At 62.5% G+C, this 18,970-nt stretch carries 16 protein-coding genes; 7 read left to right on the top strand and 9 right to left on the bottom strand.

The genetic code is table 11. The annotated features are described in order from the left end of the window. Positions 1 to 13: 13 nt before the first annotated feature. Positions 14 to 538: an acyl-CoA thioesterase gene (locus ACFE70_RS07670; RefSeq protein ID WP_375417145.1), complete on the bottom strand. Its 525-nt coding sequence runs from the start codon at positions 536 to 538 to the stop codon at positions 14 to 16. Positions 539 to 908: 370 nt separating this feature from the next. Here ACFE70_RS07670 and ACFE70_RS07665 point away from each other — a divergent pair, with 370 nt between their 5' ends. Both ACFE70_RS07665 and ACFE70_RS07660 read left to right on the top strand, forming a co-directional pair. After that, positions 909 to 2,933, top strand: a complete 2,025-nt coding sequence (locus tag ACFE70_RS07665) for an FAD-dependent oxidoreductase (protein WP_375417144.1) — start codon at positions 909 to 911, stop codon at positions 2,931 to 2,933. Positions 2,934 to 3,127: 194 nt separating this feature from the next. Then, the gene (locus ACFE70_RS07660; protein WP_375417143.1) at positions 3,128 to 3,544 is read left to right on the top strand and encodes a hypothetical protein; all 417 of its coding nucleotides are present in this window, start codon (positions 3,128 to 3,130) and stop codon (positions 3,542 to 3,544) included. A 215-nt stretch (positions 3,545 to 3,759) separates the two neighbouring features. Here the strand turns inward: ACFE70_RS07660 and ACFE70_RS07655 are convergent, their stop codons facing one another. From ACFE70_RS07655 to ACFE70_RS07635, 5 genes are all read right to left on the bottom strand, one after another. After that, on the bottom strand, positions 3,760 to 4,680 hold the full coding sequence (locus ACFE70_RS07655; protein ID WP_375417142.1) for a YsnF/AvaK domain-containing protein: 921 nt from the start codon (positions 4,678 to 4,680) through the stop codon (positions 3,760 to 3,762). 92 nt (positions 4,681 to 4,772) lie between these two features. Continuing rightward, positions 4,773 to 5,252, bottom strand: a complete 480-nt coding sequence (locus ACFE70_RS07650) for a YsnF/AvaK domain-containing protein (RefSeq protein WP_375417141.1) — start codon at positions 5,250 to 5,252, stop codon at positions 4,773 to 4,775. 193 nt (positions 5,253 to 5,445) lie between these two features. Next, the gene (locus ACFE70_RS07645) at positions 5,446 to 6,939 is read right to left on the bottom strand and encodes an aldehyde dehydrogenase family protein (RefSeq protein ID WP_375417140.1); all 1,494 of its coding nucleotides are present in this window, start codon (positions 6,937 to 6,939) and stop codon (positions 5,446 to 5,448) included. Positions 6,940 to 7,091: 152 nt separating this feature from the next. Then, positions 7,092 to 7,820 (bottom strand): hypothetical protein, encoded by a 729-nt coding sequence (locus tag ACFE70_RS07640; RefSeq protein WP_375417139.1) that lies wholly within the window; start codon positions 7,818 to 7,820, stop codon positions 7,092 to 7,094. Positions 7,821 to 7,964: 144 nt separating this feature from the next. Further along, a complete protein-coding gene (locus tag ACFE70_RS07635; RefSeq protein WP_375417138.1) occupies positions 7,965 to 8,828 on the bottom strand; it encodes an SDR family oxidoreductase in 864 nt (287 codons plus the stop codon). Positions 8,829 to 9,156: 328 nt separating this feature from the next. Here ACFE70_RS07635 and ACFE70_RS07630 point away from each other — a divergent pair, with 328 nt between their 5' ends. From ACFE70_RS07630 to ACFE70_RS07615, 4 genes are all read left to right on the top strand, one after another. After that, positions 9,157 to 9,657, top strand: coding sequence for a cold-shock protein (locus ACFE70_RS07630; RefSeq protein WP_375417137.1), 501 nt, complete (start codon positions 9,157 to 9,159; stop codon positions 9,655 to 9,657). A 554-nt stretch (positions 9,658 to 10,211) separates the two neighbouring features. Continuing rightward, positions 10,212 to 12,443 (top strand): beta-1,3-glucanase family protein, encoded by a 2,232-nt coding sequence (locus ACFE70_RS07625; RefSeq protein ID WP_375417136.1) that lies wholly within the window; start codon positions 10,212 to 10,214, stop codon positions 12,441 to 12,443. A gap of 150 nt (positions 12,444 to 12,593) precedes the next feature. Further along, complete coding sequence (locus tag ACFE70_RS07620; protein WP_375417135.1) at positions 12,594 to 14,840, top strand: carbohydrate-binding protein; 2,247 nt, start codon at positions 12,594 to 12,596, stop codon at positions 14,838 to 14,840. 312 nt (positions 14,841 to 15,152) lie between these two features. Then, complete coding sequence (locus ACFE70_RS07615; RefSeq protein WP_375417134.1) at positions 15,153 to 17,048, top strand: glycosyl hydrolase family 18 protein; 1,896 nt, start codon at positions 15,153 to 15,155, stop codon at positions 17,046 to 17,048. Positions 17,049 to 17,140: 92 nt separating this feature from the next. Here the strand turns inward: ACFE70_RS07615 and ACFE70_RS07610 are convergent, their stop codons facing one another. The 3 genes from ACFE70_RS07610 to ACFE70_RS07600 form a co-directional block, all read right to left on the bottom strand. Further along, positions 17,141 to 17,491, bottom strand: a complete 351-nt coding sequence (locus ACFE70_RS07610) for a hypothetical protein (RefSeq protein WP_375417133.1) — start codon at positions 17,489 to 17,491, stop codon at positions 17,141 to 17,143. A 98-nt stretch (positions 17,492 to 17,589) separates the two neighbouring features. Next, positions 17,590 to 17,997 carry a hypothetical protein gene (locus tag ACFE70_RS07605; RefSeq protein WP_375417132.1) on the bottom strand — a complete coding sequence of 136 codons (408 nt, stop codon included), beginning with the start codon at positions 17,995 to 17,997 and terminating at the stop codon, positions 17,590 to 17,592. Between the two features lie 179 nt (positions 17,998 to 18,176). Then, positions 18,177 to 18,530 (bottom strand): nucleotidyltransferase family protein, encoded by a 354-nt coding sequence (locus ACFE70_RS07600; RefSeq protein WP_375417131.1) that lies wholly within the window; start codon positions 18,528 to 18,530, stop codon positions 18,177 to 18,179. Between the two features lie 101 nt (positions 18,531 to 18,631). Between ACFE70_RS07600 and ACFE70_RS07595 the strand changes: the two genes are divergently transcribed. Continuing rightward, on the top strand, positions 18,632 to 18,970 hold a 339-nt coding region (locus ACFE70_RS07595; RefSeq protein WP_375417130.1), incomplete at its 3' end, for a hypothetical protein.

Here is an 18,970-nt window from a genome sequence, read left to right as displayed (position 1 = left end):
GTACAACTGACACCTAGTCGGCGTCGCCTGCCCGGCGCTGCTGCTTCAGCTCCTGCCGCACACGCTTCACGCGCTCGTCGAAGCCGTCGGGGTCGTAGGCTATGGTGTCGACATCGAGCGCGTCGAGCAGGTCCATCAGGGCGTCGGGGTGGTCGAGGCGGGTGCCGGCGGGCAGCTGCACGAAGGCCATTTCCGACCAGAGCAGGGCCAGCAGCCGGGTGCCGGCCTCGTCGCGCATCTGCATCTCCACTACCAGGTTGGAATTGTCGAAATGAATAAGCTGCGACAGAATGCGCACCTGCTGGCCCGGCCGTGCCGGCTTGAGGTAGCTCAGGTGGTGCTTGGCAATGACCCAGGCCGCCGCCCGCGCCTGCATAAACTGGTCAAACTCTCCCGCATAATGCGTCAGCACGTGCTCTTCGCGGGCATTGAGGAAGTAGTCGAGGTAGCGGGCGTTGTTGAGGTGGCCGAGCGGGTCGCAGTCCTGGGAGTGAACGCGGTGCCGGGTTTCGGGGGTGCGCAGGGGGGTAGGCGGCATGGTAGGGGGTAGGGAAGGGTTGGGTTAAAAAGGTGGTCATGCTGAGCGCAGCCGAAGCATCTCACTCGGGGAAGCAATCAAGCAAAAAGAACGTTATGCAGAGCGCAACGAAGGGGAGCGAAGCATCTCGTATGGGGAAGTAATTCGATAGAAAACAACGATTGGATTAGTGCTGCACGCGAGATGTCTCGCAAGCTCGACATGACGTTCTTTTAACTTGATTACTCTTTCTGGCCGGCTGCTTCGGCTGCGCTCAGCATGACCGCCTTTTTAACCCAACCCTTCCCTACCCCCCTTCCGCCAACTACTCGGCACGCCTACTACTTTTCCGAAAACCCGTACCTTTTACGGCCGCTTAAAGGCCGGAATTATGTACACGCTTGCCCCCTCTCACCCCGCGCTGCTGCGCGCGCTGGCCGACACATTTATCCCGCCGCTGCCCGACGACCCGCAATCCAGTACTTCGGGCGCGGCCGGCGTGGACCTGACCAAACTGGAACAGGCCATTCAGGCGCAGCCGCTGGGGGCGCAAAAGGAGTTTGGGCAACTGCTGGAATTGCTGGAAAAGCCGGTGCTGGGCCTGACGTGGTTCGGGCCGCTGCGGCCGTTTCAAAACCTGACGCCGGTTCAGCGCGAGCAGCTGCTGCAAAGCTGGGCGTCCTCCAAGCTGCCGCAGCTGCGCAAGGGGTTTCACGCGCTGCGCAAGCTGTTTACGTTTCTGTACTATGGGGGCTCGCAGGCTGGGGGCAACCCTGCCGCGTGGGCCCGCGCTGGCTACGCCGGGCCTGATTTGGAAGACCTCGTGGACTCGCCCCGGCCGCTGAAAACCCTTCAACCCACCGAGGACACGACTTATGAGTGCGAAGTACTCGTCATCGGCTCTGGGGCCGGCGGGGGCGTGGTGGCCGGCGAGCTGGCCCAGTCCGGCCTGGATGTGCTGGTGCTGGAAAAAGGCCCCTACTGCCACGGCTGCGACTTCACCCAGCGCGAGGTGGACATGATGGGCAAGCTCTACGACGCCAAGGGCACGCTCACGACGCAGGACGGCGGCATCGGGCTGCTGGCCGGCTCCTGCCTGGGTGGCGGCACCACCGTCAACTGGGCCGGCGCCTTCCGCACGCCCGATTACGTGCTGCAAGAATGGGCCCGCGAGCACCAGGCGCCGCACTTCATCAGCCCGGAATTTAAGCAAAGCCTGGACGCCGTGGCCCGCGCCCTGAGTGTGAACACAAGCTACGGGCGCCACAACGGCCAGAACCAGGCGCTCTGGGACGGCTCGACCAAGCTGGGCCAGGAGGTGAAGCTCATCCCGCGCAACGAAAAGGGCCTGGACGAATCGGACAAGCACTTTCGGGCCCTGGGCTACAGCACGCTCGGCGACGCCCACGGCCTCAAGCAGGGCACGCTGAACACGTATTTGAAAACCGCTTTTGAGCACGGCGCCCGTCTGCTGGCCGACACCGCCGTGAGCCGCGTGACGATAGAAAACGGCCGCGCCACCGGCGCCGAGGCCGAGCACACCACCGCCGATGGCCGGCGCGTGCGCATCACGGTGCGGGCCCGGCGCGTGGTGGTGGCCGGCGGCGCCATCCAGACGCCGGCGCTGCTCCTGCGCTCCGGCCTGAAACACCCGCACCTGGGCCGGCACCTGCATCTGCACCCCACCGTGGTGGTGTCGGCGCGCTATCCCTACCCCATCAACCCCTGGCACGGGCCAAGCATGTCGGTCGTGAATGACACCTACACCCGGCTGCACGGCACCAACTTCGGCGCCAAGCTCGAAACGCCGCCTGCCCACCCCGGCCTGATGAGCATGGTGCTGCCCTGGCGCTCGGGCCAGCAGCACCATGCGCTGATGCGCGACGCGAGCCATTTGGGCTCGTTCATCGTGCTCACCCGCGACCGCGAAGGCGGCCGGGTGCGCATCGACCGGCAAGGGATGCCGCTGATTGACTACACGTTATCGGCGTTTGACCTGGCCAACATGCTGACCGGCGTGCGGGCCGCGGCCGAAATCCACGCCGCGGCCGGCGCCCACACCATCTACCTGCCCCACGGCACGCTACCTACATTGAAAGTTGAAGATGGCTGCCTGACCAACCCGGAGGTGCTGGCGCAACTGGCGCATTTGAACTGGAAACCCAACCAGTTTGGGCTCTATTCAGCCCATCAGATGAGCACTTGCCGCATGGGCGGCGACGCGGCCACCCACCCGCTCCGGCTCAATGGCGAAACCGTGGAGGTGCAGGGCCTGTTCGTGGCCGACGGCTCGGCGTTTCCGGCGTGCAGCGGCGTCAACCCGATGCTGACTATCATGGCGCTGGCGCACTTCACGGCGCAGGCCTTGAAGGCCGAGCAGGGGGTAGGGATTAGCCAGCGGGTGGTCGTCGCGTAGGGTGCGGGGCTTGCCCCCGCCCGGCGTGCGCGCCAGTGGAGTGGAGTTAAAGGCTAAAACCTCACTCGTAAGGATTTTAACTTTCAACTTTTAACTTACCTCAGCAATCAACATCGTTCACGCGCCGGGCGAGGGCAAGCCCCGCACCCTACGGCTTGTATTTGCGTAAGTCCGCTAAACTTACGCTTCTGCTTATGCCCTCCCGCCGTTTGCTGCTGATTTTTGGCCTGAACACCCTCACTCTAGCCAGCTGTTCACTTTTTCGCCGCCCGGAAAAGCCAGCGCCCGTCATCGAAACCGTGCGCACGCCCGAGTCGCCCACGCCGCCCGTCGCTGCCCGCGACCTAGCCGATGTGATGACCACCACCCTGCGCCTGCGCCCCGACCAGACCCTGAAAATCCGTGAGATTTTTAACGGCACCGTCGAGCAGGTGAACGCTGCCCGCCTGAAGTTTCCCGCCAAATCGCCCCAGCTCAACGCTGAGCTGCGTCGCATTAATGCCACCTCCGAAGCCCAGCTGCGCGAGGCGCTGGGCGCGGCCAGCTACCAGGAATTCCAGAGCAAGAAGCGCCAGATTCAGACCGAGATGCAGCAGCGGCAGGTCAAGTAAAAATCCCTACCCCCCCTTCTGACTATAACCCAACGGCGTCTCCCTACTTAGTGTCGTTATACACGTCGATCAAGACCATACGCCTGAATCGCAAGTGATTTAAGTCCAGTTTTAGCTATCGAAGTTGTTCAGGACTTCCTAAACAGCTTCGATAGCTAAAAAAAAGAGGCCGTCCCAATTGGGACGGCCTCTTTTTTTAACTCGCCGAATCAGTCTTAGCTGTTGCGGCTGTTATCAGTGCTCGAAGTCGAGCCAGTCGACGTGCCCGTAGTGCGGGTCGTTGAGCCGGGAATCTGCTCCACGTCCACTTCGGTTTTGCGCACCGTGTCGCGTACTACTTCTTCACGCTCGGTCACTTCCTTGCCCAGCGAGATTTCTTCTACCACGCGGGCTTCTTTACCCACTACGGCCCGCTCAGCGCTTTCAGTTATTTCAATCTGACCTTCCTTGAAGGTGTTGAAATCAGCGTCCGTAGCCGGGCGGTTCACCGGATTGCGCTGCACGGTCACGTGCTCTTCGCGTAGGCGAACGTGGGCCTCAACCGGCTTTTCTACGATGCGGCTGCGCAGACGCACGCCACCGGTCTCCTCGACGCGCTTGCCTACTTGCAGGTTTTCCTCGATAACCTGGGCGGTCATGCCGGCATTATCCGTGGTGCCGGTGTTGGCGGCATAGCTGTTGCCCTGGCTCTGGTAGCCGGTTTCAGCAGCGCGCTGGTCTACGTCTACGGCGCCGGCGGCGTCCAGGATTTCGGCTGCCTTACGGGCGTGCTCGGCGGTTTGCACGTGCACCGTTACGATGGACGAGCTGCTCTGGCGGGCCACGTGCGAGTAGCGCTGCGTCTCATCCGAGTCGCTGCCACCGAAGAGGTTGCTGAAAAAGTTGCCGATGCCGTCGCCGGTGCGGCCGGCCGCGTCGGCGGCGCCTTCCGTGACCGTACCGCTATTGTTCTGATAGTCCGACGGGTCACGGTCGGGGCGGGCGGCCTGGCTGAGCGTGTTGCCGGACTGGCCACCAGCGTAGGCACCCGAAGAAGCTACATCCACATTTTCCAAGCTAAAGCCGGCGGCGGCGAGTTGCTGGGAAGCCTGCTGCGCCTGGGCAGCGTTGTCGAAAATTCCTACTACGGTCTGCATGATTTGAAAATTTAAAGTGAAACGGGAAAGGAAAGAAATTGGGAAAGGGTTTCTATTTTACGACCTTAGCACCTGAAAGCCAATGGGTAAGCTCACTGGGGAGCTGGGCCAGCCGCGGGCAAGGAGGCTCCCGGCAGCCGCTCGACGTTGATTTCTTCGCGGCGTAGGCGCACCGATTCGGCGTGCTCGGTCATGACTTGCTGCTTCGTAACGCGCAGCTCCTCGACCAGCAACAACCGCTTCTCGACCACGGCCACCTCGCGCAGCACCGGAATAATCATTACCTCGCCTTCGTAGCGGGTGGGGGGGGTAGGGGCGCCAGCGGGCAAATACTGATTGACGGCCACCCGCTCGACGCGCACCTCATCATGCTGCACGGCCACGCGCACCAGCTCGTCGGCTTCGTGCACCTGCCGCGTGATGCGTACCCGGCCCGCCTCAACCAGCTCGCGGTTGATGACGGCCTGCTCTTCAATAACGGGCAGCACAACCGCCCCGCTGGCCGCGGTGGTATCGGCCGGGCTGGCAGCAGCAGCAGTAGTCGGCTGGGACTGGGGGGCGGAAGCGGACAATGGCTCAGTCATGTCGGCTGCTTTACGCCGAGCCGGCAGGCAGGTTGCCGCGCCTACTGTGGCGGCAGAACTTCCACAATACTTTTTTCGGCCTAAAGAGTGATTTTCAGAGTTTAATCCCTACCTGAGCTGCTGAAATTTTTTATAAAAATTCTTTAGTCACTCCCATTCGGCGGCGCCTGAGTATTTCAACCTACAGATACTTCACCAGCAGCCCAATCAGGCGGCGCACCCGGCCGGTATAGGGGGGGTAGAGGGCCTTGATGGCGGTCAGGCCCACGCGCTGCCGCAGCACGCCTTTCTCGTTGCTGAAAGCCAGAAAGCCCGCGTAGCCGTGCGACTTGCCCAGGCCGGAGTTGCCGACGCCGCCAGTGGGCAGCTCAGGGTGGGCAAAGTGCAACACGGCCTCGTTGACGGCCGCGCCGCCGGCCGGAATGGCGCCGAGCAGCAGGCGGCGGTTATCGGGGCTCTGGGTGAAAAAATATTGGGCCAGCGGCCGTAGCCGGGCGTTGATATACTGCACGGCTTCGGGCAGCTGCCCGAAGGAGAGCACCGGCAGCAGCGGGCCGAAAATCTCCTCTTCCAGCACCCGCGCCGTGGCCGGCACATCGGTCAGAATGGTGGGCTCGATGTAGCGGTCCTGCTCCACAATAGTGCCGCCCTGCACCACGGTTGCGCCCTGGGTCTGGGCGTCTTCGAGCAGGCCGGCCAGGCGCCGGAAGTGGTGCTTGTTGACGATGCGCGCAAACGAATCAGAGGCCTGAATGCCCGCTCCGCCCGGGTTGTAGAGGCGCTTTATCACGCTCTGCATCTCGCGCACCAGCTCGTCCTTCACGCTTTCCTGCGCCAGCACATAGTCGGGCGCCACGCAGGTCTGGCCGGCATTGAGAAACTTGCCCCACACGATTTTCTCGGCCGCGTCGCGCAGATTGGCCGTCTCATCGACCACGGCGGGGCTCTTGCCGCCCAGCTCCAGCGTCAGGCCCGAGAGGTGCGCGGCGGCGGCGCGCATCACGATTTTGCCCACCTCAGGCGAGCCGGTGAAGAAAATATGGTCCCAGGGCAGTTGCAGCAGCTCGGTGGCCACATCCTTGTCGCCTTCCACTACCAGCACCTCGTTTTTCGGAAACAGCTCCCGCGCCAGGCGGCTGATGAGGGCGGCGGTATGGGGCGTCAGCTCCGAGGGCTTGACCACGCAGCAGTTGCCCGCCGCCAGGGCCGAGGCCAGCGGCTCGACGGCCAGGTAAAACGGGTAGTTCCAGGGCGCGATAATCAGGGCCACGCCCTTGGCCTCGACCTGCACCCAGCTGCGGGTGCCCACCAGCGAAAGCGGGGCCGGCACCGGGCGCGGGCGCATCCAGGTTTTCAGGTTTTTGATGGCGTGATTTATCCCCGTGAGCGAAGTCCAGATTTCCGTCAGGTCCGACTCGGCCGGCGGCTTGCGAAAGTCGGCGTAGAGGGCCTGCTGCACGGCTTCGCGGTTGCTCATCAGCCAGTTGCTGAGCCGGCGCAGGCGCCGGCAGCGGGCCGCCGCATCCTCAGCGCGCAGCACCGGCGCCTGCGCCCGCAAAGCCTCGAACGGCAACTGAAACCGATTGGCCGCGGGCGCGGCGCTGAGGTCCGTGGCCTGGGCCAGCCCGTGAGTCACGGGCGCATTGAGCGCGGCAGGGGGGGTAGGGATTTCCATGCGAAAGAAGGGGTAGCAACCGGGCGCCAACGACCAGCTTCCGGGCGGGCGGCCAGGCCTGGTAAGGTAGCTGGTTTTGCCAAAAAAGCGGCCCGGCCCGCGGGCATTCCCTACCCCCTTCTTTCAACCTGAAGTGGTGAAAACGCCACCAGCTACTCTCCCTTCTTGGCGTTGAGCCGCCGCAGCGCCGCATCCAGCTTCTTTTTGGCGCCGAGGCCGTGCCGCACCCGGCGGCGGCCATCCTTGCCAATTTTTACCTTCGTGCCGTCGCTGTACTTAATCTTTACTTCGTCGCCACTCTTCTTGTACTTGACAATGCGCGCGCCGCGGCGCGGCGCCGACCGGCGGGCCGAAGTCGTTCCGGTGGCCGCAACCACTGGGGTTGCCTCAGCCGACACTTCCGCCTCGGCCGAGGCGGCCGTCGCGGTGAGGGGCCCGTCGTAGTAGCCGGCGCGGCCACGCTCGTAGGTGCGCGTCAGCGCCGGGCTGGGCAGCACTTGCCGGACTTCGCGGTCGGTGTCGTCGTTGAGCTGGCGCAGGGCAGCGTAGCGGCCGGTCGTGTCGGCGGTGTAGCGCCGGTCCAGCTGGGCGCGGCGCTGGCGCCGCACGAAGTAGACTTTTTCGAGGCGGCGTTCGGTGATAGGGTCGGCCAGCTTGAGGTCGGCGGCCACACGGTCGGCCAGGTGGCGGGCGTCGGTGCGGTAGGTGATGGTATCCGCCGCGTACAGGTCGCCGACCGGAATGGGAGTGGCGGAAGTCGGCACCAGGCTGCTTTCGCCGGCGGCGGGCGCGGCGGCCGTGGTTTCGGTGCTTTTTTCGTCCGAGCAGGAGGCCAGCAGCAGGCCCAACGCGCCCAGCGCCGCCAGGAAGTGGGGTTTCATAAGCTAAATTTTTCAGTGAATTAATAGCATAATGGCCGCGGTAGCATAACAAAAAGCCGGCCGCATAGGCGGCCGGCTTTGACTCTGATTTTAACTTGGTACGGCGCGGCTTGGCGCGGAGTTGTTGGCTGGTGGGCCGCCGGCTCAGGTGTTCACCGTCTCGCCGCCGTTGGGGTGCAGGGTTTGGCCCGTGAAATAAGTGGAGTCGTCCGACGCCAGAAACACGAAGGCCGGCGCCACCTCCGAGGGCTGGCCGGGGCGCTTCATGGTGGTGTCTTTGCCGAAGCTGGCCACCTTTTCGGCCGGGAAGCTGGCCGGAATGAGCGGCGTCCAGATGGGGCCGGGCGCCACCGAGTTGACCCGGATTTTCTTCTCGGCCAGCTGCTGGGCCAACGAGCGCACAAACACCGTGATGGCGCCCTTCGTGGATGAGTAGTCGATGAGCTGCTGGTTGCCGCGGTAGGCGTTGATGCTGGAAGTGCAAATGATGCTGTCGTCTTCCTGCAAGTGGGGCAGCGCGGCGCGCGTCACGCGCACGATGGCGAAGAAGTTAACCTGAAACGTGTCTTCCCACTGCTGGTCGGTCGTCTCGGTCAGGTCCTGGCTCACAAACTGCTCGGCGGCGTTATTGACCAGGATATTGAGCCGGCCCAGCTCCTGCACGGTGCGGTCCACGATGTCCTGGCAGTAGCCGTGCTCGCGCAGGTCGCCGGGCAGCGTCAGGCAGCGGCGGCCCTCGGCTTCTACTAATTGGCGGGTGGTGTAAGCATCCTCTTCCTCTTCGGGCTTAAAGGAGATGGCCACGTCGGCGCCCTCGCGGGCGAAATGCACGGCCACAGCGCGCCCGATACCGGAGTCGCCGCCCGTGATAAGGGCCACCTTGCCGGCGAGCTTGCCGCTGCCGCGGTAGCCGGGGCGGATGTATTCGGGCGGCGGCGTCATCTCAGCTTCGAGGCCGGGCTGCTGGTCCTGGTGCTGCGGCGGCAGCGTAGTGGGTTTATCGGCCATAGCCTTCCGGAGTTTGGGAAATTGTGAGGGGGTAGGGAAACAATATGACTGGCTAACGCAGCCCAGACTAAGAGAGTTAAGGTTCAGCTTGTTGGCCGGCGGGCAGTAGCGCGGGCTTTGCAGTCCGCGAGTGCGCCTACAGCGCCGGTTAATTATTCGATTCGCAGACTGCAAAGTTCGCTCTACTGCCCGCCACTCGCGAACTCCTGGCGACCCCGGTACAGTACAACGCGGCCATTATTTCGTATCTTCGCTGCTATCCCCTTCTTTTGTTTAAAGCCCCTACCTCAGGCGGCGCAACAGATACCACAAATCAGCAGCACGCACTATGGGCCGGTCACAGGAAACCTTTGGCAAAAAAGACAACGAGAAGAAGAAGCAGAAGAAAAAGCAGGAAAAAGAGGAGCGCAAGGAAGAGCGCAAATCCAACGCAAAATCCGGCCAGAGCCTGGACGAGATGCTGGCGTATGTGGACGAAAACGGCAACATCTCAGCCACGCCGCCCGACCCCAAGAAGAAGAAGGTCATCAAGGACGAGGACATCCGCATCAGCGTGGCCAAGCAGGAAGACCGCGAGCCCGAAGACACCGTGCGCACCGGCGTGGTAAGCTTCTTCAACGATTCGAAAGGCTACGGCTTCATCAAGGACCAGGCGAGCCAGGAAAGCATTTTCGTGCACGCCAATGGCCTGGCCGGCGGCCCCATCAAGGAAGGCGACCGGGTGAATTTTGAAGTGGAGATGGGCCAGAAAGGCCCCACGGCCGTGCGCGTGAAAGGTGCCAGCGCCACGCCCCCGCCTACCCCCCCGCCAGCCGCCAATCCGGCCTAAGCAGGAAGCAGGAAATAAATACCAACGCCCCAGCGGCGGCCACTCTCGGAGTGGCCGCCGCTGGGGCGTTGTAGGTTGAATAGAGCAGCGGAGGGACGCAGGCGCCATCTCTGCCTTGCCAGCGGCAGCCTGGCGTTTGCACGCGCAGGTGGGGGTAGGGAATTGTGTTCGCGGCTGCCAACTCAATGCTGGGAGTACCCGGGAAAAAGCGAAGCGCCAAGTGCGTTTGCGTCCCCTGAACCAGGCCGGCAAGGCCAATAAAATACGGGCAATTTCATTGTTTTTTAACGCGGGCCAGCAGACCTGCCAGGCGTCGCGTCGCGCTGCCGTGCGGCGGGCAGCTTCGCCGATTGAGGGCGTCAAAACTTGACTGGCGATGCTGATGGTGGAGGCAAAGAAGTTCGGATTAGCGTGTGCGCTAAGCGTGCGGGCGGGGATGACTGGTGCCCCCGCCCGGCGCGGGCAGCTTCTCTTTCATTTGAAAAGTTGCTTGATTGCACCTGCAAGCCGGTTTTCTTTTTATCCTCTTCCATCCCCAAATTCCCATCCGCAGCATGAAAAAACTTACGCTATTTTCCGTCCTTACTCTCTTGTTTGGCGCGCTGCTGCCACTCAGCAGCCGGGCTCAGGGCCCCATTCCGTTCACGATTGCCAACAATTCTCCCTTTGCCGACACGGAACTGTTCGTGGCCATTGTAGGCAAGGACATTGCCACCGGCAACCACGTCTGGGTGAATGCCCGCACCAGCGCAGTGCTGCCCATGTCCACGTCCTACAACACGGTGCTGGGCCCGACCTACAACGGCGCTACCGGGCCGGGCGGCAACTCCCGCTACGCCGACTGCTTCACGCGCCTGAGCGACATCGCCAACCGCACGTTCACCCTGCCCCGGATTGAGGGCTGCCGGGTATTTATCTCGCGCGGGCAGCAGCTCTACTTTTACTTCTACGGCGCCTCCGGCGCGCCGTCGGGCTACTCCGGACCTAATCCGCAGAATCCGAACGACCCGAACCGCGGCATCCTCCACGAAATCATTGAGCTGACCAACAACCAGTTCGGCTTCTTCGGCAACACCACGCGCGTAGACTCCTACAAGTACCCGATGGGCCTGGAGCTGTTCGGCCAGGGCGGCTACCAGCAGCGCACGGGCGAGCTGAAAAACCACGCCGACATTCAGGCCGCCTACAAGGCCAACGTGCCCACCGAGTTTCAGGGCTTGCTCAACTCCACGACCGGCGAAATCACGTTCCCCTCGAAAACCGCCGCCTTCGCCGACGGCACCAACGGCACCACGCCCGGCCCCTACGCCAACTACCTGGGCTCGTACATCGACGCCATCTGGAACAAGTACGTGAACGAGGACCTGATTTTCTTCGCCGGCAACGCGGGCGTCTTCAAGGGCCGCGTCAGCGGCGGGCGGCTCACGGTCGTGGGCCAGTCGGGTGCCTACGCCGGGCGCACGGGCATCGTGGCAGCCAAGCCGACGACGCAGGAGGCGTTCGAGGGCAAGGGCGTGCTGGACAGGCGCGTGGGCGACGGCGACGCCGACCTCGTGGTGCAGGCCCAGCTCACGGCAGCCATCAACCGCCACGTGGTGAACACAACCACGCCCAACCCCGGTCAGCAGAACTGGTACGACGCCACCAGGTATTACCAGGCCGCGCCGGCCAACTACTACGCCCGGTTCTGGCACCTGCCCGGCATCAGCGTCGACCAGAAGTCCTACGGCTTTGCGTATGACGACGTGAACGACCAGTCGGCAACGCTGCAAACTCCGCAGCCGACCAAGGCCATTGCCACGTTCGGCGGGTACGCCGGCTCGGCGCCGCCTGCCGCTACGGGGGTTGCCACAGTGTATAAGGACTGCAACTACACGGGCACGGCCGTGGCCCTGCCCGTGGGCGACTACAGCCTGGCTGCTTTGCAGGCGCGCGGCATCCTCAACGACGACGTTTCCTCGCTGCGGGTGAACAGCGGCTACCAGGTGGTGCTCTACGAAAACGACAACTTCGGCGGCGCCGCCCTGACCGTGGCGGCGGCCGGCAACGGCTGCCTGGTGAATAACCCGCTGGGCGCCGGTAACTGGAACGACAAGGCCTCGTCGCTGCGCGTGCAAGCCGCCGCTGCCCCGGCCTTCAGCCGGCAGCTCGAAGCCGAGAGCCCCAGCGTCAACAGCGGCATGGTGGTCGAAAACTGCTCCGAGGGCGGGCAGGACATGGGCTACATCGACCCCAACGACTATCTCGTGTGGAACGGCATCAACTTCCCCACCACCGGCACCTACCTCATCGAGTACCGCGTAGCCAGCGGCGCGGCGGGCGGCACAATTTCCGCGGACCTGAACGCGGGCGCCGTCCAGTTCGGCAACACGACCATCCCCGGCACCGGCGGCTGGCAGAACTGGCAGACCGTATCCAAGACGGTGACCATAAATGCGGGCACCTACAACTTCGGCGTCTTCGCCCAAACCGGCGGCTACAACCTTAACTGGGTGCGCATCAGCCGGAGCACCAGCGCCCGCGGCACCCTGGCCACGACAAAAACCGGAAGTGATCCGGCTATCCTGCTCTACCCCAACCCGGTGACGGACCGGCTTACGCTCTCGGCCGCGGCGGCTTTTGCGGGCGGGCAGGCTCAGATTCTGAGCGTGGACGGCAAGACCGTGTGGCACGGCCCCTACGCCGGCGAAACGCTGAGCGTAGCCACGCTCAAGCCCGGTTTCTACACGCTCGTGGTTGTCGGCAAAGACGGGCAGAAGCTCGTGCGCCGGTTTAGCAAGCAATAGCGGCTGAGTAAATAAGTAATACGCTCTCAAGAAGGTAAGAGGAAGTGGGCTTCGCCTTACTTCCTCTTACCTTTTGCTGGCGCCGGGCAGCCCACTGCCCGCAAACTGACCTGCTTTTCTTTTTCCCTACCCCACCCTGCCCACACTATTATGAAAAAACTTTTTCTTGTCCTGCTCGGCGTCCTGACCTTTCTGGACGCGCAGGCCCAGCCCGCGGCCGTCGCCAAGACCAACCCGACGCGGGTGTACATGCACTACATGCCTTGGTTCGAGACGCCCCAGACCTCCGGCACCGGCCAGTGGGGCGTGCACTGGACGATGGCCAACCAGAACCCGAACATCATCGTGGACGCGGCCACCGGCAAGCGCCAGATTGCCGCCCACTACTACCCCCTCATCGGGCCCTACGCCTCGTCGGACCCGGACGTGCTGGAGTATCATCTCCTGCTGATGAAGTATGCCGGCGTAGATGGGGTGCTGGTCGATTTCTACGGCAACGGCGGCAACGACCTGCCCCTTTTGCTGCGCAACACCAACGCCGTGCTGCCGCGCAGCGCCGACGTAGGGCTGGGCTTCGCCGTCGTGTTTGAAGACCAGTTTGCCGCCACGCTCAACGATGCCAAGGCCAACATGCAGTACGTGGGTACGAACTACTTTCCCAAGGCTAACTACATCAAGCTCAACAACAAGCCGCTGGTGCTCACCTTTGGCCCGCAGAAGTACCAGACCCCGTCGGACTGGACCCAGATTCTGGGGGTGCTCCCTACCCCCCCTACGTTTCTGACCCTGTGGTACCAGTCGCAGCAGGCCGGCGCCAACGCGGCGGGCGAGTACAACTGGATTTACTCGGACTTTCTGACCGGCCTGCAGAACTTCTACCAGAACCGCGTGCCTACGCTGAGCGTGGCCGGTGGCGTGGCCTACCCCGGCTTCAACGGCTTCTACGCCCAAGGCGGCTGGGCCGGGCCGACCTGGACCATCGCGCACAACAACGGCCAGACGCTGAGCCAGACGCTGAGCCTGGCCAAACAGTACCAGAGCCGGCTGGGCTTCGTGCAGCTGGCCACGTTCAACGACTTCGGCGAGGGCACCATGTTTGAGCCCACGCGCGAGTTCGGCTTTTCATACCTCGTGCAGGTGCAGCAGTACACCGGCGCGCCCTACACCGAAACCGAGCTGCGCCAGGTGCACCGCCTCTACAACCTGCGCAAGCAGTACGCCGGCAACACCACCAAGCAGAGCCAGCTGAATCAGGCCTTCGGCTACTTCGTGGCCCTGCGCGTGGCTGATGCCGTCGCCATGCTCAACACGGTGGAGGGCACTACAGCACCGGCGCCGAGCGCGCAAACGATTCCGGGCAGGATTGAAGCCGAGAGCTTCGCGGCCCAGTCGGGTACGCAGACCGAGGGCACCACCGACACGGGCGGCGGGCTCAACGTGGACTACTTCGACACCAACGACTGGCTCGACTACAAAGTGAACGTGCAAACGGCTGGCACCTACAAGGTGGACTTCCGCGTGGCCAGCGCTGTGGGCAATGCCCGCCTGGAGCTGCGCAACAGCGCCGGCACGGTGCTCGGCAGCATTAGCGTGGGCAACACCGGCGGCTGGCAGAGCTGGCAGACGCTGAGCGTCAACGTGAGCCTGCCCGCCGGTGCGCAGACCCTGCGCCTGTTCGCGGCGGCCTCCACCGGCTGCAACGTCAACTGGCTCAGCTTCGCCGCCGCTGCCAGCCCCGCGGCCAGCTTCAGCCGGCAGATTGAGGCCGAGAGCTTTAGCGTCAACAATGGCATGATAGCCGAAACCTGCGCCGAGGGCGGCCAGAACATGGGCTACATCGTCAACGGGGATAACCTCATCTTCAACAGCATCAACTTCCCCAATTCGGGTGCCTACCTCATTGAGTATCGCGTGGCCTGCGGCACCAGCGGCGGCTCGTTCAGCGCCGACCTCAACAACGGCGCCGTTTCGTTTGGCACCACCAACGTGCCCGGCACCGGCGGCTGGCAGACCTGGCGCACCATCTCGCAAACCGTGAACGTGAACGCCGGCACCTACAACCTGCGCATCCTGGCCCAGGTCGGCGACTGGAACATCAACTGGCTGCGCATCAGCCAGAACAGCACCGCCGCCCGCGGCACGCTGGCTTCGGCGGCGCCCGCAGCGGCGAGCGAGCTGACTGTGTACCCCAACCCAGCCACCGACCGGCTACTGATTCGCTCGGCGCAAAGCCTGACCGATACGCGGTTTCGGATTCTCGATGCCGTGGGCCGCACGGTAGCCAGTGGCTCGGCCGCCGCGGGCAGCCTCGACGTGGCGAGGCTCCGGCCCGGCGCCTACACGCTCGTGCTCACGGCCGAGGGCCGCGCCCCAAAAATCCGGCGCTTCGTGAAATAAGAGGATTTCCTCTTTATACTCGGTCCACTTTCCTACCCCCCCCTGCCCGCGTTCAAGCCGGCAAGGGGGGGTAGGAAAGTGGACCGAGGTAAGGCGAATTTATTGGCCGGGCCAAAAGCCGCAGCCGCGGTCCACTGCGGAGACACGACACCTTGCATCTTCTGGCACGTGGTTGAGCGCAGTCATTAGCTATAACTGATTACCCTATCCCCCACGCACAAGGAGACGCGCAGTGTCGCGTCCCTACGGCGGGCTGCTTAAATTCCGATAGTTTCTTACTTTCTTCCATCTTTCCACCCCAACTTTCTCTATATGAAGAAGATAACGCTACTAAGCAGGGCGCTCGGGCTGCTGTTATTATTGACGGCGGCGCCGGCTTTTGCCCAGTTCAAGGTAGTTGGTTACCTGCCGTCCTGGAATGGGGAAGTGAGCGGCGTGCAGTTCTCGAAGCTCACCCACGTCAACTACGCCTTTTTGCTGCCCAACGGCGATGGCTCGCTTAAGCCCATTGAAAACCCGGCCAAGCTGCAAAGTCTGGTGAGCACGGCCCACGCCAACAATGTAAAAGTCATTATCTCGGTTGGCGGCTGGCTCGATGGCAACCCCGGCGTCTTCGTCTCTATCGCCAACAACGCCGGCTACACCAGCGCCTTTGCCACCAACCTCATCAACTTCGTCAACCAGTACAACCTGGACGGCGTGGACATTGACTGGGAGCACCCCGACGCCAACACCGCCAACGGCTACGCTTCAGTAATGCAATCTCTGGCCACCCAGCTGCACGGCCGCGGCAAGCTGCTGACCACGGCCGTGGCCGGCGGCACCTGGGCCGGTGGCTACATTCAGAACAGCGTGCTCAGCAATGTAGACTTTCTCAACATCATGGCCTACGACGACTCCCCGCCCAACCACTCGACGTATGCACTGGCCTCGCAGTCCGTCTCGTACTGGCGCGGGCGCGGGCTGGCGGCCAGCAAAACCGTGCTCGGCGTGCCCTTCTACGGCCAGCCCAACGGGGTGCCGTTTGCTACGCTGCTCGCCCAGGGTGCCGACCCCAACGCCGACCTGTTCAACGGCGTGGGCTACAACGGCATTGCCACCATCAAGAGCAAAACCAACCTGGCCTTCGACCAGGGCGGCGGCATCATGATTTGGCACCTGGGCCAGGATGTGGTAGGCGCCAACTCGCTGCTCACGGCAATTAATCAAGTAGTTGCCTCGCGGGGCACGATTACGCCGCCAGCTACCAGCGGCGTGGCGACGATGTACCGGGACTGCAACTACACGGGCACGGCCGTGACCCTGCCCGTGGGCGACTACAGCCTGGCTGCTTTGCAGGCGCGCGGCATCCTCAACGACGACGTTTCCTCGCTGCGGGTGAACAGCGGCTACCAGGTGGTGCTCTACGAAAACGACAACTTCGGCGGCGCAGCGCTCACGCTCGCCAGTAGCAACGGCTGCTTAGTTAACAATGTCCTGGGTACGGGCAACTGGAACGACAAAGCCACGTCGCTGCGGGTGCAGACGGCCGCTGCCCCAAGCTTCAGCCGGCAGCTCGAAGCTGAAGGCGCCAACACTAACAGCGGTATGATTGTCGAAAGCTGCACCGACACCGGCGGCGGGCAGAACCTGGGCTACATCGACGCCAACGACTACCTGGTGTTCACCAACATCAACTTTCCGGTTACCGGCACCTACCTTATTGAATACCGCGTGGCCAGCGGCGCCAATGGTGGCACCATATCCGCGGACCTGAATGCAGGTGCTATTCAGCTCGGCAGCACAAGCGTGCCGGCTACCGGCGGCTGGCAGAACTGGCAGACCGTATCCAAGACGGTGACCATAAATGCGGGCACCTACAACTTCGGCGTCTTCGCCCAAACCGGCGGCTACAACCTCAACTGGGTGCGCATCAGCCGGAGCACCAGCGCCCGCGGTGCCCTCGTCACGGCCCCTACCCCCCGCCAAGCCAGCAACGGCCGCACCTTGGACGTCTATCCCAACCCCGCCACCGACCAGCTTTCCCTTAGCTCGGGCCTGGAGCTGGCCGGCAGCCAGTACCGCATCCTTAATGCCACCGGCCAGCGCGTAGCCAGCGGCTCGGCCGCGCGCGGCACCGTCAGCGTCGCGGCGCTGCCGGCCGGAGTTTATACCCTGGTTGTCGTCACCAAAGACCAGCAAACAATAACCCGCCGCTTCGTGAAATAGGTAGCGGTCGATTGATTAGTCCCACGCTCAAAACAAAGCAGGCGGCCCAATCGGGCCGCCTGCTTTGTTTTGAGCGTGGGTGGTTTTGCACGCTAAATGTTGCCGCCATCTATCGCGGCTAGGCTCTGCTCGGCGCCGGCCGCGTCGGCCGAGTTGGTCGTGGCAGTAGATGAGGAGCCGTTGCCGCGGCGCTTGGCCAGGTAGCTCAGGCCCAGGGCCACAAGGGCGGCACCACCGGCCACTTTCTGCGTGGTGCTCAGCCCGCCGATGCCGCTGCCCAGCTTCTTGATGGACTTACCGGCCCCGCCAAACAGGCTGGTTTTCTTGGTGGCTTTGGCTTTCTTAACGTCCTTTTTCTTGTCCTTACTCTTTTTCATGTTCATGACGTTTTTGATGATGAGGTGGCCGCTTGCGCGGCAGGTGAGGTTGGTATTCGCAGCCACCCATCCGAAGGTTGCCACGCAGCCCAATTCTTAACATGACTGGCTGAGCGGCTACCCCTGACCAAGCTCTGATGGCGGCTTCAAAACGCCAGCCGAGCCTATTTGATTTTGCGCGGTTTCCGGCTTTTCGGCGGCACCTCGTCGGACTCAATTGGCTCCGCCGCCACTTCTTCGGCCTCGACCGCGCTGGTGGGTTCTTCTTTCCCGCCGGCCAGCGCCAGCAGCTTGCTAACGATGGGCGTTTCCGGCCCGCCTTGCCGGTTAGCGGCCAGGTACGCCAGGCCAGCGGCTGCCAGGGCCACGCCGCCCACCACCTTCTGACCCACGCTGAGCTTGTTTATCTCCTTGGTCACCTTGCGGAATTTCCTCACCGACATGGCCGCCATGTCCAGAATATCGTCCGACAGCTCGTCTTTCTTGCCTTTTTTCGAGTGCTTCTTGTTGCCTTTGCCCATCAGAAGTTGCGGTAAAACGGTTTGGAGGAGGAATTGGAGGGGGAATGCCATAGCAGTTGGGTAGCCGGCGCTGGGTTGCGGCCGGCTGGTGGGGGTAGGGTATTCGCAGGGCCGGGCCGCAAGGTTGCCGTTTCGACGAACCCGCAGCTTGCGAGACGGTGCGCGGTGCATAAAAAAGCGGCAGCTTCTTCCCGAAACTGCCGCTGCTGGTTGGTTGCCGCCGGGCGTAACTATCTGCGAGTTGCTTGTGGCTCCTGACCAGCCGGCTCCCACTCACCAACGACAATGCCGGTGCGCTTGATTTCCTGCACGAAAGGGTTCCAGTCGGTAAACTGCACCGGGGAAAAGGTGTGGGGCTCAATGTCCACGTGTTTCACGACCGACCGGATAAAAGGCTTTATATCCATAAAAGCCGCGCCCGTAAAGCCATCAGCTACTAGCGCCAAGTCAATATCGGAATACTCGTGCTGTTCGCCCCGCGCAAAAGAGCCAAACAGAATAGCCTGTTTCAAGGGGACGCCCAACTGGCGGACTTCTTCCAGGAACTGATGGACGCGGGCTAGGGCAGCTTGCTGAGTAACCATAAGCGAAGTTGACCAGCTTCTTGTAACAAATTGCGGGGTTAGTGGGGTATGAAGTTTAAGTAGTACCTCGATTATTTTGAATTTCGTAAAATATAGATGCTATGAAAAAACCGAAGCTTCTTCGAAACATAGGAATTACAATCTGCACGATAGGAGGTGTAATAACAATTGGCACACTAGGCCTCGGAGCCAAGCTTGGCCTGCCTATAGCAGCAGCAGGCTTCAGCTTTATTCTGGCTGGTAGGGTATTGAATAAGTATGGCCGACCGACCTTGACAACTCATTTAATTATCGCTTTTACCTTATCTCTCAGCTATATTCTCCTCGTGTTAAATTACACCAAATCGACAGTGATAAGGGTTAAGGATGTTTCTAGAGCCCAAGAGGGCGGTGGTCTAACCGGGGGTGATTGTATCTTTCGGGCATGGTATTCACTCAAC

It is taken from the genome of uncultured Hymenobacter sp. (assembly GCF_964243305.1).
Classification (GTDB): domain Bacteria; phylum Bacteroidota; class Bacteroidia; order Cytophagales; family Hymenobacteraceae; genus Hymenobacter.
This window is presented reverse-complemented; position numbering and strand designations above follow the sequence as displayed.